13 protein-coding genes and 1 pseudogene are annotated in these 13,524 nt (G+C 63.2%); 6 read left to right on the top strand and 8 right to left on the bottom strand.

The annotated features are described in order from the left end of the window. Nucleotides 1–6: 6 nt before the first annotated feature. Nucleotides 7–1,140, bottom strand: coding sequence for a Do family serine endopeptidase (locus tag NKH83_RS24310; protein ID WP_352807897.1), 1,134 nt, complete (start codon nt 1,138–1,140; stop codon nt 7–9). Between the two features lie 300 nt (nt 1,141–1,440). Here NKH83_RS24310 and NKH83_RS24305 point away from each other — a divergent pair, with 300 nt between their 5' ends. The 4 genes and pseudogenes from NKH83_RS24305 (at nt 1,441) to NKH83_RS24290 (ending at nt 3,347) form a co-directional block, all read left to right on the top strand. Further along, nucleotides 1,441–1,803: a hypothetical protein gene (locus tag NKH83_RS24305; RefSeq protein ID WP_352807896.1), complete on the top strand. Its 363-nt coding sequence runs from the start codon at nt 1,441–1,443 to the stop codon at nt 1,801–1,803. Between the two features lie 246 nt (nt 1,804–2,049). Further along, nucleotides 2,050–2,371: pseudogene (locus tag NKH83_RS24300) on the top strand (Hsp20 family protein); the annotation flags it as partial. A gap of 68 nt (nt 2,372–2,439) precedes the next feature. Then, nucleotides 2,440–2,826, top strand: a complete 387-nt coding sequence (locus NKH83_RS24295) for a hypothetical protein (protein WP_013525337.1) — start codon at nt 2,440–2,442, stop codon at nt 2,824–2,826. Beyond that, a complete protein-coding gene (locus NKH83_RS24290) occupies nt 2,823–3,347 on the top strand; it encodes an RES family NAD+ phosphorylase (RefSeq protein ID WP_352807895.1) in 525 nt (174 codons plus the stop codon). Before NKH83_RS24295 ends, NKH83_RS24290 begins: the two co-directional genes overlap by 4 nt. 42 nt (nt 3,348–3,389) lie before the next feature. On the opposite strand, the gene scpB is transcribed toward NKH83_RS24290, so the two are convergent. Together scpB and NKH83_RS24280 are read right to left on the bottom strand one after the other, a co-directional pair. Then, on the bottom strand, nt 3,390–4,091 hold the full coding sequence (gene scpB, locus NKH83_RS24285; RefSeq protein WP_352807894.1) for an SMC-Scp complex subunit ScpB: 702 nt from the start codon (nt 4,089–4,091) through the stop codon (nt 3,390–3,392). Nucleotides 4,092–4,093: 2 nt separating this feature from the next. Next, a complete protein-coding gene (locus NKH83_RS24280) occupies nt 4,094–5,050 on the bottom strand; it encodes a DUF1403 family protein (RefSeq protein WP_352807893.1) in 957 nt (318 codons plus the stop codon). A 516-nt stretch (nt 5,051–5,566) separates the two neighbouring features. On the opposite strand from NKH83_RS24280, the gene NKH83_RS24275 reads away from it, so the two are divergent. Next, entirely contained in the window at nt 5,567–6,505 is a 939-nt protein-coding gene (locus tag NKH83_RS24275) for a recombinase family protein (protein WP_352807892.1), read from the top strand. On the opposite strand, the gene NKH83_RS24270 is transcribed toward NKH83_RS24275, so the two are convergent. The 5 genes from NKH83_RS24270 to NKH83_RS24250 all read right to left on the bottom strand — a co-directional run bounded on the left by NKH83_RS24270 (nt 6,438) and on the right by NKH83_RS24250 (nt 11,263). Further along, nucleotides 6,438–7,562 carry a TniQ family protein gene (locus NKH83_RS24270; RefSeq protein WP_352807891.1) on the bottom strand — a complete coding sequence of 375 codons (1,125 nt, stop codon included), beginning with the start codon at nt 7,560–7,562 and terminating at the stop codon, nt 6,438–6,440. The genes NKH83_RS24275 and NKH83_RS24270 overlap by 68 nt on opposite strands. A 5-nt stretch (nt 7,563–7,567) precedes the next feature. Then, entirely contained in the window at nt 7,568–8,491 is a 924-nt protein-coding gene (locus NKH83_RS24265) for a TniB family NTP-binding protein (RefSeq protein ID WP_352807890.1), read from the bottom strand. Then, nucleotides 8,482–10,044, bottom strand: coding sequence for a TnsB C-terminal domain-containing protein (locus NKH83_RS24260; protein ID WP_352807889.1), 1,563 nt, complete (start codon nt 10,042–10,044; stop codon nt 8,482–8,484). Before NKH83_RS24260 ends, NKH83_RS24265 begins: the two co-directional genes overlap by 10 nt. Nucleotides 10,045–10,383: 339 nt before the next feature. Then, entirely contained in the window at nt 10,384–10,977 is a 594-nt protein-coding gene (locus NKH83_RS24255) for a type II toxin-antitoxin system VapC family toxin (protein ID WP_352693288.1), read from the bottom strand. Continuing rightward, nucleotides 10,967–11,263, bottom strand: a complete 297-nt coding sequence (locus NKH83_RS24250; protein ID WP_023749475.1) for a hypothetical protein — start codon at nt 11,261–11,263, stop codon at nt 10,967–10,969. The genes NKH83_RS24255 and NKH83_RS24250 overlap by 11 nt, the downstream gene beginning before the upstream one ends. 293 nt (nt 11,264–11,556) lie before the next feature. On the opposite strand from NKH83_RS24250, the gene NKH83_RS24245 reads away from it, so the two are divergent. Next, nucleotides 11,557–12,687, top strand: coding sequence for a site-specific integrase (locus NKH83_RS24245; RefSeq protein ID WP_352807888.1), 1,131 nt, complete (start codon nt 11,557–11,559; stop codon nt 12,685–12,687). Nucleotides 12,688–13,524 lie beyond the last annotated feature (837 nt).

Below are 13,524 nucleotides of genomic sequence, written 5' to 3'. Positions count from 1 at the left end.
AGTTCTTCAGTTCGCCAAAGGGGTCAATTCCTGGATTCGTTTGACAGCTTCGTCCGGAATGGGGCTGAGCGACAGTCCGAGCCGTTGGCCCGCCGCTTCCGGACTCGGAACGGCACCGGTCTGTACCTCCTCGTCCTTGCGTTGACCGACGGTCAGTTCCACCTCCTGCTGGGAGCCGCCGCGGTTCCTTGTCAGCGTGGCCTTCGACCCTGGCTTTTCGTTCGCTGCCGCCAGCGTCAGGTCATGGACGCCCTGAATGTCTTTGCCGTTGAACCGGGTGATCACATCTCCCGATTGTAAGCCGGCCTTCTCCGCCGGACTGCCGGGCTCGACCGAGGCGACCAGCGCCCCCTTGGTGCTCGATATGCCAAGCGCCTGGGCTAGCGACGGCGTCACCTCCTGGAGACGCACTCCGATGAACCCGCGCTCGATCCGGCCGGTGCGGATCAGCTGATCGGCAACGCTTCGTGCGGTTCGGGACGGCACGGCGAAACCGATGCCTATGCTGCCGCCAGACGGAGAGACGATGGCTGTATTGACCCCGATCACTTCGCCGCGTGCGTTAAACAGGGGGCCGCCGGAATTGCCTCTGTTGATCGAGGCGTCTGTCTGGAGGAAATCGTCGTAAGGGCCGGCTTGGATGTCGCGCGAGCGGGCGGAAAGAACGCCGACGGTCACGGTTCCCCCGAGGCCGAAGGGACTGCCAATCGCGATCGTCCAGGCCCCCGGCTGCATTGCGTCAGAGTCACCCCAGGCGGTGGTCGTCATGTTGGGGCGTGGATCGACCTTCAGCACCGCCATGTCGGTTGCTGGATCGCGGCCCACAAGTCGAGCAGGCGAAGTCTCCTTATCGGAGAATACGACGTGGATTTCGGTGGAGTCGGCCACGACATGATTGTTGGTGACGATGTAGCCCTCGGGACTGACCACGAAGCCGGAGCCAAGGGCTTCTCGCACCTGCGGCTGGGCAGGCCCGCGGCTGTCGAAGGGGTTGAGAAAATCGTCGAGCATCGTTTGGTCCTGGATGATCTGCCTTGTCGTGATCGCGACCACGGCCGGCAGCTTCTGACGCACGATTGCGCTGAAGTCGTTCGGGATTTCCTGTGCTGAAACCGGAGCAAAGCCGCCGGCCGAGAGCATCAAAATTCCTGCGACGAAGCCAATGCACAGTCGCTTCCTGGAAGTGTAAGACATGATTGGTTCTCCTGCCCGACCGCCCTGGCGCTGCTGCGCGACTTGTCCCAGACGCAAGAACTGACATTCACGGCGATTGTTTCACCGGTTCGAAAAAATGTTGATGGTGGGCTGAACTGCGAAAATGTGGCCTTGCGGGGGCATTGAAATTTGCTCGAAACTCTCCGAAATTTTGGCTGGTGGAAATCGCGAGAGCCACCAAACATGACGTCCACACAGGAGACTATTCAAAGCGGAGGACCATCGATGGAAGGAGCCATTTCGACGAGTTTTCCCCCAATCGGGCCCGTGGGCCCTGATGTTTTTCTTGACCGGTTGCTCCATCCGGCACGGCATTTCGAGCGACCTCAGGACGTGCTGACCGACGTGACGCTGGACGTCCAGGAGAAGCGTGCAATCCTTTCGTCATGGGCATCGGATGCCTGTGCAGTGGAATCGGTGCCGGCGCTGCGCATGTCGCCGGGAGCAACCGAACCGGTCAGCTTCGATGCCATCATGGACGCGTTGCGCCAACTGGATCAATTGGAGAAGCTTCCCGGCGCCGGTCGCGGTCGTGAGATTGACAGCATCGCGGTCACCGGTTTTACAGCATCCGTCGATCGACTTTGAGTGGAGTGCGGCCACGCTCTTCATCCGAGGCATCCGCCCGCCGGCGAGCATTCCCCGGCGGCGGGATAGACTTGTTGTCTGCGACCATTCATCCGGCTGAAAATTTTCCTATAACCCTTGAATCCGTAAAGCACTGTTATAAATAACTAATCGCCGGTCGCCAGATGGGGCCGGCGCAAGTCCAGGAGGCGTCAAGGCTCTCTTGGCGTCTCGTTGTGTCCATGTTGCTCAAAGGAGGATATGGCTATGAGGACAAACCTCGATTTTACCCCTCTGTTCCGGTCCAGCATCGGCTTCGACCGCATTTTCAACATGTTGGAAAATGCGAGCCGTGTCACTGCGATAGACAATTGGCCGCCCTATGACATCGCCAAGACCGGTGAGGACGCCTATCGCATCACCATGGCGGTCGCCGGCTTCTCACAGGATCAGCTGACCATCACTCATCAACCTAACCTGCTGGTTGAGCGGGTCGCAATCTGGCGACGATGACGGCCAGTATCTCTATCGCGGCATTGCCGGGCGCGACTTCGAGCGTCGGTTCGAACTGGCCGACCATGTGAAAGTCGGGCCTCCGTCCACTTGCTATGCATCGGAATGTGCATATATTGTGCATATGAGGGCCGGAGATTTGTCATGACCCACGCACAGCTCGCACAATCGAAAGTGGTCTCAGGCTTTGTCGACAGCCTGCAGGAGCCGCGCACGCCCTATATCTCGCCGAAGCGCCTGTCGCAGGCGCTTGGCGTGAAGGTGGCCAATCTGGCGCAATTGACCGGCGTCCATCGCAACACGCTCCGTAACCCGTCATCTGAGCGCCTGCAGGGCCGGATGCGCGAGATGGTCAAGGTGATCTCGGCCGCGACGGAGCTCACCGGCGACGTCGACAAGGCGATCTACTGGTATCGCAATGAGCCGATCGCCGACTATGGCCATCGCACGGCGGCCGAGCTCGTCGCGGGCGGCCAGGTCGAAGCAGTCCTGGCCTTCATCCGGGATCTCGAGAACGGGGCGCGCGGGTGAAAGTCACCCGAGTCGGGCCGGACGAGATCTTCCATCGCTATCTGACACCCAAATGGGCCTTCCTGCCCACCAGCGGTGCAGGCGCGGCGATCGACGGCGGTCGTTTCAACCGGCCCGGCGTCGAAGCACTCTATCTGTCCCGTTCGACCCAGACGGCTCTTGACGAATACAAGCAGGGCGCCAGCATCGTCCCGCCGGCAACGCTTGCCGCCTACAAGATCACGCTCGGCCAGGTGGCCGACCTTTCGGAGGGATTCGACCCGGACATCTGGGACGGCGCTTGGCAGGCATGGGATTGTGCCTGGCGCCAGATCGCCCGCATTGACAGGAAGATCCCGCCATCGTGGAAGCTCGCGAACCTGGTCATCACGGCCGGGCTTCGCGGCATCCTGTTCCCGTCGCTGCGCCACGCCGGCGGCACCAATCTGGTGGTCTTTCCGGCCAATCTTGTCGACGGCGATCATGTCGCGGTTCACGATCCCGATGACCGGCTGCCGCACGACCAGTCGTCCTGGTCCTGAGTCATCGACTGTCTCCATGGTCCCCACGCGACAACGCCCCGTTCACGGCACCTGGTCCTCAACGACATCGCCCTCGCCGTCCCCGTTAGCCAACCCGCCCGGAATACGGCCGGCCAGCAGCTTCTCCTTCGACAGCAGCCCTGCGTCCTCGAGCGCCTCGAAATCGGGTAGCTGGCGCAGCGTGTCGAGCCCGAACTGCGACAGAAAAGTTTTCGTCGTCACATAGGTATAGGGCGCGCCAGGTTGCGGCGAGCGCGGCCCCGAGGCGATCAGATCCTGCGCGCGCAGAATGCCGATCAGGTCGCGCGACACCTCCTTGCCGAAGAAGGAAGAAAGCTCGCCACGCGTGATCGGCTGGAAATAGGCGATGCACATCAAAACCAGCGCGTCGGATTGCGACAGTTCTTTTGCCCCCTCGCCCGCTGGCGTGCCGAAGGCGGCGCGGATGGCGTCGCCAAAAATCTTCTTGGTCCGGTGCTGCCAGCCGCCGGCGACCGCGACCAGCTCATAGGGGCGGCCGGCGAGCTCGGCGCGGATGTCGTCGATGATCAGCTCAAGATTGCAGTTCTTGCCGACGACCCGCGCCAGCATCTCGCGCGGCACCGGTTCGCTGGCCGCAAAGACAACCGCTTCGATGCGGCCCATCCACTCGCGCCAGCGCAGTTCCGGCGGCAGATGTTCGAGCTCCGTGTCGAGCAAGGCCGGCTGTTGGTTCGGCTTGCGGCGGGTGGACGCTTCGCTCATGCCTACAGCCCAAACAGCCGAAAGGTGGTACGGCCGGAAAGCTCGCGCACGGCCTCGAGCTGTTGCAGCCGGTCGAACAGGCGCCGCGCCGCAAACCGCGACAGGTTTTTGGTCGTCAGCGATCCCGAGACGGCGTCATTGTCGAGCAGTCTTTGGACCACATCACCCGCCCCCTTTGCCCTGAGCTTCGGTGCGACGGCGATAAGCCGCTCCGCCCGCCGGGCAATCTCTGTGGCGAGCCGGCATGCCTCGACGGCGCCCTGAACCAGCGCCAGGTAAACTGCGCGTTCAAACCCTTCCTCCCCGGGTCGGATGCGCTTGCCGCCGCCAGACTTGGACCGAAACGCCGGGCCAAAAGCGTGTGCCATCAGCAGCGGCAGCGGCCGCGGCCAGCGCAGGCTTTGCGCCAGCACCAGGTCGGCGAGCCACCAGGCCAAAAGCTCGCAGTCGGACCGCATGGCAACGACGTGAACCGCGATTGCCGCCGCAGCGAATGGCGCCGGCCGCGGCGACCCCGCCAGTTTTTCGATCTCCGTGCAGACGTCGGCGAGAGCCTCGCCGTCCCAATGGAGCCCCAACTGGTCGACGATCTTTTCGAGCCGATCGGCGCTGGCAGCGGGTGGCTGCAAGGCCAGCTGCCGCCAGGCGCCAAAGATGGAGCCGGCAGGGCCAGGATCGGTCCCGGCCTCGCGCAGATGCCAGGCATCGCGCAAGGCGGCCTCGTCCTCCGAGCGCCCGGCCAGCCGCATGCTGGCGGCAGCGCATTTCAGCGCCAGCCGCTGGCGCCAGGCGCCGGCCCAGCCGGCTTGCGTGCGCGCGAGGCTATCGAGCGCGCTCAAGGCGGCGCCGGCACAGAAGGCGGCGTCGGCGTCGGTGACGACAGCGCCGTCGACCAGCGCCCAGGCCGGGACGGCCGGCGAGAGAACGGGAACGGCGGCGGCGGGGTCGAGGCGAATCATGATTCTGGAGGGTAAAGCAGCCGTGCGCTTTGCGCGATCAATTTCGCGCCAAAACGCACAGCCTGTCGGCACCACAAAACGAATGATAATCTTGCGTTATCGTTCGTTTTGTCCTTACGTTGTCGGTCATCCTAGATCAGTGGAAAAGCCCGGAAACGCGCGGTTTCGGCGTCATTCTCACCCTAATTCGCTGGACTCTTGCCCTGGTTCTGTGGACTGATCGGCTCAGATGAGTGGATTCCGGCGCCTCGCCGCCGCTCCAAACGGGGCCTCCGAGCCCAGCTAAGCACCAAAGCACGCTGCTTTCCGCCCTCTACTTCGCAAAAGCCTGGAATTCCGCGCTCGCAGTCATTGCGGCCCCGTAGACGCGATTTCGGCCATTCAGAGTCCTCTGACACCTGCACAGGCCCCGATCGCGCTCCACGGGCCTGCAAATCGGTCGATAAAACACGCCTGCAAAGGAACCTTTTCTGACACATTGAACTTTTGCAAAAACCAGCCCAAATTGCCCGGCAAATGGCCAAACCGCGCACCCAAGCCACACCCCCTCCCCGCTCCCGTCGCCTGGTCGGCTATGCACGGGTCTCCACCGAGGACCAGCTCAACGACGCCCAGGTCGACGAACTCAAGGCCGCGGGCTGCCATATGCTTCACCAGGAGCACGGATCCGGCGCTTCGCGCTCTCGGCCGGTGCTGGCGAAGCTGATGCGTGAGATCGCCGCCGGCGATGTTCTCGTCGTCGTGCGGCTCGACCGCCTCGCGCGGTCGGTCAGCCATCTGCTGGAGGTGATCGAGCAGCTTGAGGCGCGGGGCGCGCACTTCCGCTCGCTCCGCGATCCGATCGACACGTCGACGCCGCAAGGTATGTTCTCGCTGCAGGTGCTCGGTGCGGTGGCGCAGCTTGAGCGCGCCCTGATCGCCGAACGCACCAAGGCGGGCATGAAGGCGGCCAAGGCGCGCGGCCGGCTCGCCGGCAATCCTGGCCTTCGCGAACGCCGGCCTGAAGCTGTCCGGGCGATCGCGGCGGCGCGGGAGCGCGCCTATCTCGACGGTCTCATCACCTCGGCCCAGACCTGGTTGCCGACCGTGCGCCGGTTGCGGCCGCAGCATAGCTGGGACGACGTGGTGCGAGTTCTGAACCGAAAAGGGCACAGCTGGACGATCGAGCGGCTGCGCCGCGCGGTGCATCGGCTGGTTCGCGAACGCATCGCCGAACCCGCCCTGATCAAACGCGCCCCGCGCCGGCCGCCGGAGGACCGGCTGATGACTCTCGTCGCCGGCATTGCGCTCGCCGATCCGGATCTCACACTGCTCGAGATCGGCGCCCAGCTGGAACGCATGCATGAACGCACGCCCCGTGGCGCTCGCCAATGGCAGCCGTCGTCGGTCAAGGCGCTGCTGGATCGAGCCCGGCGGCTCGGTCTCGTGGTGCCCGATCCAGGGCCTCAGTCATAAGGCGTGCCAACGCCCGCTCTCGCATGATCCGTGCGGCGCCCTGAACGGCCCTCCATTGGGAACTGGCGAGGATTTCTTCGGCCAATGCACGGTATTCGGCATCCGATCGGGGTGCGCACGTCGTGGCGTGGCGCTCGACATTCTGTGGCTGCGGCACGACCCGGCCCGTGGGAGACCGCGACAGGTCGCCCGCCGCGAATTTTTCCGCCAGGAAGAAAGGCGGCGGCCCGATGCGGCTTCTGGCATCCGCCAGATCCAGCAGCCGTGCAATTCCGAACAGGGTCAACATGCGGCCTTGCAATGAGGCGGTGGCGAGCGGCTCGTCGCGATCGGCCGGCATGTCGTTGCCGCTCAGGCGCGGCTGTCCCAGCCATGCGATGAAGGGCTTTCGGCTTGCCTGCGATGACGACCACAACAACCGCGCCGCCCGCATGATGTCTTTGGCGGCCGCATCCTGCGGCCCGCCGTCAACGGCCAATGCGACGGTGTCGGCGAGTGCCAGCAGGAAGCTTTGCCGTTCCGAATCTACCGTGTCAGCAGCCCCGAAAGACACGGGAGCCGAACAGCTCCCGCAAACGAGACGCCCCCTCCCCTCTCTGCAATCGAAGCGAAATCCCGTACGGGCGAAGCAATGGCCGCACAAGTCCCGCAGCATGGTCAGATGCCGGGGGCAGACGATTGCTTCAACCCGAGACCACGCGCGGCGAAGATAATGATCCCGGCCGCCGGCGTGATCCTCGTCGAGGCAAGCACTACAGAGGCTATGATGCCAGCGATCCTGGATGTACCAGTTGAGGCCGCGCGCCTGCCGGCGCAGCGCCATCCGAGCAAGTCGGCCCGCATCCATCCGGCAGGCGCGGGCCCAGTGTGTGATCATTGCATCGCCGGGATCGAAGTCTCGACCGATCAGATCGCCTCGCCGCCCCGGATCGATGTCCGAGTTGAGCCAGCTTTCAACTTCGCGCAGCGTGCATCCGTAGCGACAGGCCACCCGCCGCTGCCAGGAGGAAAGCAACTCGTCGTCGAATGGCCGGGGCGCGAGGGGCAGGACGCGCACCGGCCTCACCGGCTCGCCCGGTGCTGCAGTCCCTTTTCCATGTGGCGTGTCATCGACACAAGCGGCAGGACGAGATTGTCGCCGTCGAAACTGTCGATGGTGATGCACTCACTGCCGCTGCGGACCGCCTCAACCGCCACCGTCTCCATCAGGCCAAAGATCCGGGAGGTCATGCCGTCGGTCAGATCGAGCACTTTTCGGCGGACAGCCGTCGTTGCCAAATCCGAGGGACGGCGCAGCGGCAGGATCCCGCTCAAGCTCGTCAAAAGCTGGGAAACCTGGAAGTCATCTGTCCAACGCTCAAGGTGGAAGGCCTCGAAACGCTCGGCAAGCTGGGGGTCGGTCAGCAGCGCGTGCCGGGCCGCCTCGGTCCCGGCGCAGATCAGTGGAACCCTCAGGTCATTTGCCAGAAACCGGATGATGTTGAGAAAAATGCGCTGCTGGCGGAAGCTGCCGGCAAGCATCGAGTGGATTTCGTCGATGATCAGCATGCGGGCGCCCATGCTGCGTAAAAGGCTCCGGCAGACCTCCTTCAGACGATAGGTGGAGTCCGTCATCGGTCCCGGTGCGCCGAGCGCGGTAAGAAGTCCGCCATAAACGTCCCGTTCCAACGGTTCGGGCGGCATCTGCATGGCCACGACGGGCATGCTGGTGATGCCTGTGCCCCGATCGAAACAGGCCGGATGATTGCGCAGGAATTTACGGATGATCTTGGTCTTGCCTATACCGGTGTCGCCATAAAGCAGAAGGCAGGGCATGCGGTCGCGCGCAGGATAGGACAGCAGGTCCTCCAGCCGCGCTAGCACCGCCCGCGCCTGGGCGGTTTCCAGCCAGCGGTCGGCCCGGATCCAGGCAATCCTTTCGGTATCGCCAAGAGCGGCATGCGAGCGATAGGCGGGGAGCAGATGCTGGTAGTCGCTCAAGACCATTCTTCCACAACCAACGACGGCAGATCGGTATCCCATTCTTCGGCGCGATCGGTTTTCGGCGCGGCAAAGTTCCTGTTTTCGGTCGCCATCAAGCATCGGTCGCGGCGCTCGGCATGCCGGCGCGCGCTCCTGGTCCTATGTCCGGCTGCGTCGACGAGTTGCCGCTGCTTTTCGACCGTCTCGAAAATCAGCTGCTCGTCCACCGCCTTGACACCGCGCTCCTTCAGCGCCGTGCGGGCAAGACGATGCTCGCCGAGCGTAATGCGCGGCCGCCTGAGATCGGCAAACCGGACCGGCCAGTTCGTGCCATCGGGGCCTTCCACAAACACGCACGACAGGTCGCGCGGGTCATATCTGACGCGCATCCGGCGAGGAAACCGGCCTGCCCAGGGACTTAACACATCGTCCCAATAGCGAAGTCCGAACAGATGCACCCCGTCGCGTCGGATGCTGCGCTCCTCGAAGGGCAGGAAATCCTGGAGAAACCGCTCGCGGTCATGGGGCAACCGCAAAGGATTGCGACGTGCCGCAACGGCGTCGTCCCACGCGCTGGCGGGCGGCAGATGCAGGCTGCTGTGGATCTCCGCATGATAGCGACCGACAATCTGCAGCGCGAGCCACCCTTCCAGTTCGTCGAGCGTCATTGCCGCATGTTTTTGCGGATCGTAGGAGCCGCGCGCGGCGATGTTGCTGGACGTCGTGCCCGGAAGCAGGTGGACCGCACCCATCATCGTCCCGATCAGCCGCTCGATGTGGCCCCCATAATGCGGCCTGGCGACGGGCCGATATTCAAGGGCGATGCCATGCTCCGCCGTCCCACGGATCAGCGCCTTGCCATGGAATTCCCTGCCATTGTCGACGTGGATCACGTCAGGCAACCCGAAAACGGGCCAGGCCGCCTTGATATCGCGTGCCTCAAGCCAAGAATCCTTCGGCATCACAATGTGCTGGACGCAAAGCGCTACAGACGCCGACGACGGACTTTCCAGAGTGAGGTAGAAGCCCGCCACCATCCGGCTTGCAATGTCGATGGCCAGCGTCAGCCAAGGTCGCTGAAGAGGCCGCCGATGCACGGCATCAACGATAAACAGATCGACCAATGTGTGGTCGATCTGGACGATGTGAAGCGCATGATCGGCGCGGTATTCATGCACCACAGGCTCAAACCGTTCACGTGCCGCTTTTGCGCCTTCCCGATCACGCATCAATAGCCGCGGATCGGCAAGTTTTACACGGGCCCTTATCGCCTTCCAGGAAGGCGCCACCTCTCCACAAGCTCGGCACAACTCTCGAACGCGGTCATGCAGGGCGGTGATCGAAGGCCTCTCCCGCCTGCGGTAGGTGTCGCGCATCGCGGTCTCGATGAGCGCCTCCATCTCTTCCGACAGGCGCCGTCGCCCTTTCGCTGGGCCGGGGTTGTGCCCAAGCAGCGAACTCGTGACAGGAGAGGCCCGGTATTGAGCGAGAAGTTCATAAAGGCGTGCCCGCCTCACACCGAGTTGGCGGCACGCGAGGCCAATATCGGCGGGAGACAAGCGATCCTTCGACGCCAAAGGGCGGATGACAGCCTCGCGCGCCACCGCCCTGCGCCAGTCGGCATCATCGGCCGCAAGCTTGTCGGGGTTACGACCCATGACCGTCGCTCTCGCCTTCGTCCACCAAATCAGGGTAAGAATCTACCTAACCGGGACGAATCCACTCGATCAGGATGAGTGATGAATGTTACAAAACAAAGACATACCGTCCACTCATCTAGGAAGAGTGACATACGTTAGAAATGGCCGTTGTCGCCCGCGTTTCAACGGTCGCAGGAGAGTGTCAGCGAGCTTTTTGAAGACTATTAAAGGAGGGTGGACGATCACGGTGCACGGGCATATCTGCCACAGACGCTTTCAACCCTGCGGGCGCAAGTCTGTCACCGGCCGGTAGAAGATCACACGCACCGACGGAACAAGCTGGTTGAGGTAATCGAAATCCCGAACATTGCCGGTCAGGACCGTCGCGCCCAGCAGACCGGCCTGGTGAAAGATCAGCGCATCGTTGAGGAAGCGGCGTTCATGCCCCTCCCCTTTCGGCAGACGGCTCAGCCGGAACAGCAGGCCGGCAAGCATGCCGGCGCGTCCCCAGGCGGTGGCGTCGGGTGCATGCAGCCGGTGCACTGGAATGTCTTCAATCGTGCCTGCAACCACTTTCAGGACCGACTTCGTCGTGGGGTGCGCTGGGTCGAGCCGGCCGAACAGGTGGCTGAGCTCGGCAAGGCAGACGGCCGAGTGCTGACAGAGCCGATAGGTCAGAAGGTCATCGACCACTTCGGGCGTGCGCCCCTGCAGGACATTCAGATAGACACTAGTGTCGAGAAGCAGTGCACCGCCGACAGGCGGCTGGTCCGCTGCCCAAGACAGAGCGGAATCCGGCCGCCGTTCCAGCCCCCCGGCACGCCGCTGTGGTTTGAGGGAACGCAGTGCGCTCCCGAGATCAAACGCCAAGATCAATGTCCGCGGAGATGCTGCCTTTGCGGCGGACGAGCCGGGCGCCAAAATCGTCCTCGAGGGCTAGCCGCGACAAGGCGAGCTCCAGCAGTTCGGTGTCGGAACTCACATGAGCGCGCTTCTTTGCCGCCTCGATCAATTCCGACGGTACCCTGCCCGACAGGCGTGTGTTCTTGGCCGCGCCGAGAAGGCCGACCGCCCTCGCCTGCTCAAGCACCAGACGGTTCCGAGTGTGGGCGATCCGCTCCTCGCTTTCGGCTGCCGTTGCGCCACGTATGCTCATCCTGGATTCTCCACTGTTGAACGAAACATAAAGGATGTTGAACATGAAAGCAAGGATCGGCACTGAGAAAGAAGGCCCTAAGCCCTAGTGTCTAAGAGGGTCATCACTGGATCGGACATGGCACGTCACCCAATGATGCGATAACCGGAACCAGCCGGTTGCCCGTACGCGACCGGACGCAAATCTCGGGAGCTAGTGGTCAAGCACCTCGCGGTGGACAATTGGGCGCTTTGGTCGCACGTTGGGGCTCTCAGAATCGCACCACTGTGACATTCAAATGATCGAGAGTTTCGATGGGCAGTCCCCGTAATTTCATGACGCCCATCGACGCGGTCGACACCAGCGACCTGCCTGACATTGTCGACGTCGTCATGGAAATGGGGCACCCGGATGAGGCTCCCTCCCCTCCCACGCAGGTCCTCGACTCGCGACAAGCATCACTGCCTGCGCATCTCGAAAAGCTGGCCGACCGCGCGCGCGATTACGTCGAGGCGGCGAGTTCGGCAAACACCCGTCGCGCTTATGCCGCCGACTGGAAGCATTTTTGCGCCTGGTGCCGGCGCCAGGCGTTTGATCCGCTGCCGCCAGATCCACAAGTCGTCGGCCTCTACATCACGGCCCAGGCCTCAGGATCGGAACGGGACAAAAAGTCTGTGTCGACCATTGAGCGCCGCCTGTCGTCGCTGACCTGGAACTATACGCAACGCGGTCAACCGCTCGACCGGAAGGACCGGCATATCGCCACCGTGCTCGCCGGTATCCGCAATAAACACGCCTCCCCTCCCCGTCAAAAGGAAGCCATCCTGCGCGACGATCTCGTCGCCATGCTGGAAACGCTCGATCGCGGCACGCTGCGCGGTCTGCGCGGCCGCGCCATGTTGCTTTTGGGCTTCGCCGGCGGCTTGCGCCGCTCCGAAATCGTGGGCCTCGATGTTGCGCGCGATCAAACCGAGGACGGCTGCGGCTGGATTGAATTTTTCCCGGACAAGGGCGTGCTGGTTACGCTGCGAGGCAAGACCGGCTGGCGCGAGGTCGAGATTGGCCGCGGCTCGTCCGATGCCACCTGCCCGATCGTCGCCCTGCAGACCTGGCTGAAGCTGGCCCGCATCGCGCATGGCCCCCTCTTCCGCCGCGTCACGGGGCAGGGCAAAGCTGTGGGCGCCGAGCGGCTCAACGATCAGGAGGTGGCGCGGCTGGTCAAACGCGCGGCCTTGGCCGCCGGCGTGCGCGGTGATCTTTCCGAGGGCGAGCGCGGCCAAAAGTTTTCGGGCCACTCGCTGCGTGCCGGCCTCGCGTCCTCTGCCGAGGTTGACGAGCACTACGTGCAGAAGCACCTTGGCCACGCCTCGGCAGAGATGACACGCAAATACCAGCGCCGGCGCGATCGCTTCCGCGTCAATCTAACTAAGGCGTCAGGATTGTAGAGTGCGGTACGCCCCCCAGCCACAGGTGACTCTGGATGCGCCAATCCTCCCCAGCGCCACAGATCCAACCATCAAGTTGATGGGTTTCTAAGGTTTATTGGTGCCGCGCAAGCCTCCAACTTGAAGAGCTGTTCCCAGCTGGGAACTTAGAGTACGGGTTGTGGGAGAAGTTGCTTCTCGATGAGTTCTCCAGGATCCTTCGCCGACACTTGGACTAGCCCCCGAGGGAAGTTGACTGGCGACTGCAGGAGCCTCTTGCTCGACGCTGGAGGAAAGTGCGCGTGGACAGGACGCCCACGTGCCAAACGGTGCTGATTGCTGTCAAATCGCGTGGGACGCCTGGCGACAGATCCTAGCCGCTGAGTTGCCATTTCGCGAGAGTCGCTCGGCCAGGAAGGAATGCCTCGTTGCAGGGTAGGGGCCGTGGGGCGTCTAACTGGTCAGCCTGGGGGGGCGATCACCGGAGTGACATCGGAAGCGGCGCGGCATGGCTGCATCACAAACACAACACCATCGTCCACGACGCAAAGGATGGTGACTCCCTAGGACTGCGCGAGCTCAGTGCCTCCGTCACAACGGGAATTTCGCCGCCGCACCAATGTGGGGGTATTTCTCCATGCGCCGAAACCTACCTGCGCTTTTGTAGGTCGCTCGCCGCCGTACGCAGAAGCCAGAGGCCAACCGGTACACCAACGTCGACTATCTACGAGAACAAAACGGGCAACGGGCCCCGCCCGTGCCCCCCATGCTACGTGACCAACTTCATAGCTGTCTTTTTCAATGCCTGATGCGCAACTTTCACGGCACAGGGAAGCCAGCGATAGCGAACAGTTCCCA

It is taken from the genome of Mesorhizobium sp. M0909 (assembly GCF_040319515.1).
GTDB lineage: Bacteria > Pseudomonadota > Alphaproteobacteria > Rhizobiales > Rhizobiaceae > Mesorhizobium.
The sequence above is the reverse complement of the archived record's forward strand: the minus strand, read 5'-3'. Positions and strand labels throughout refer to the sequence as shown.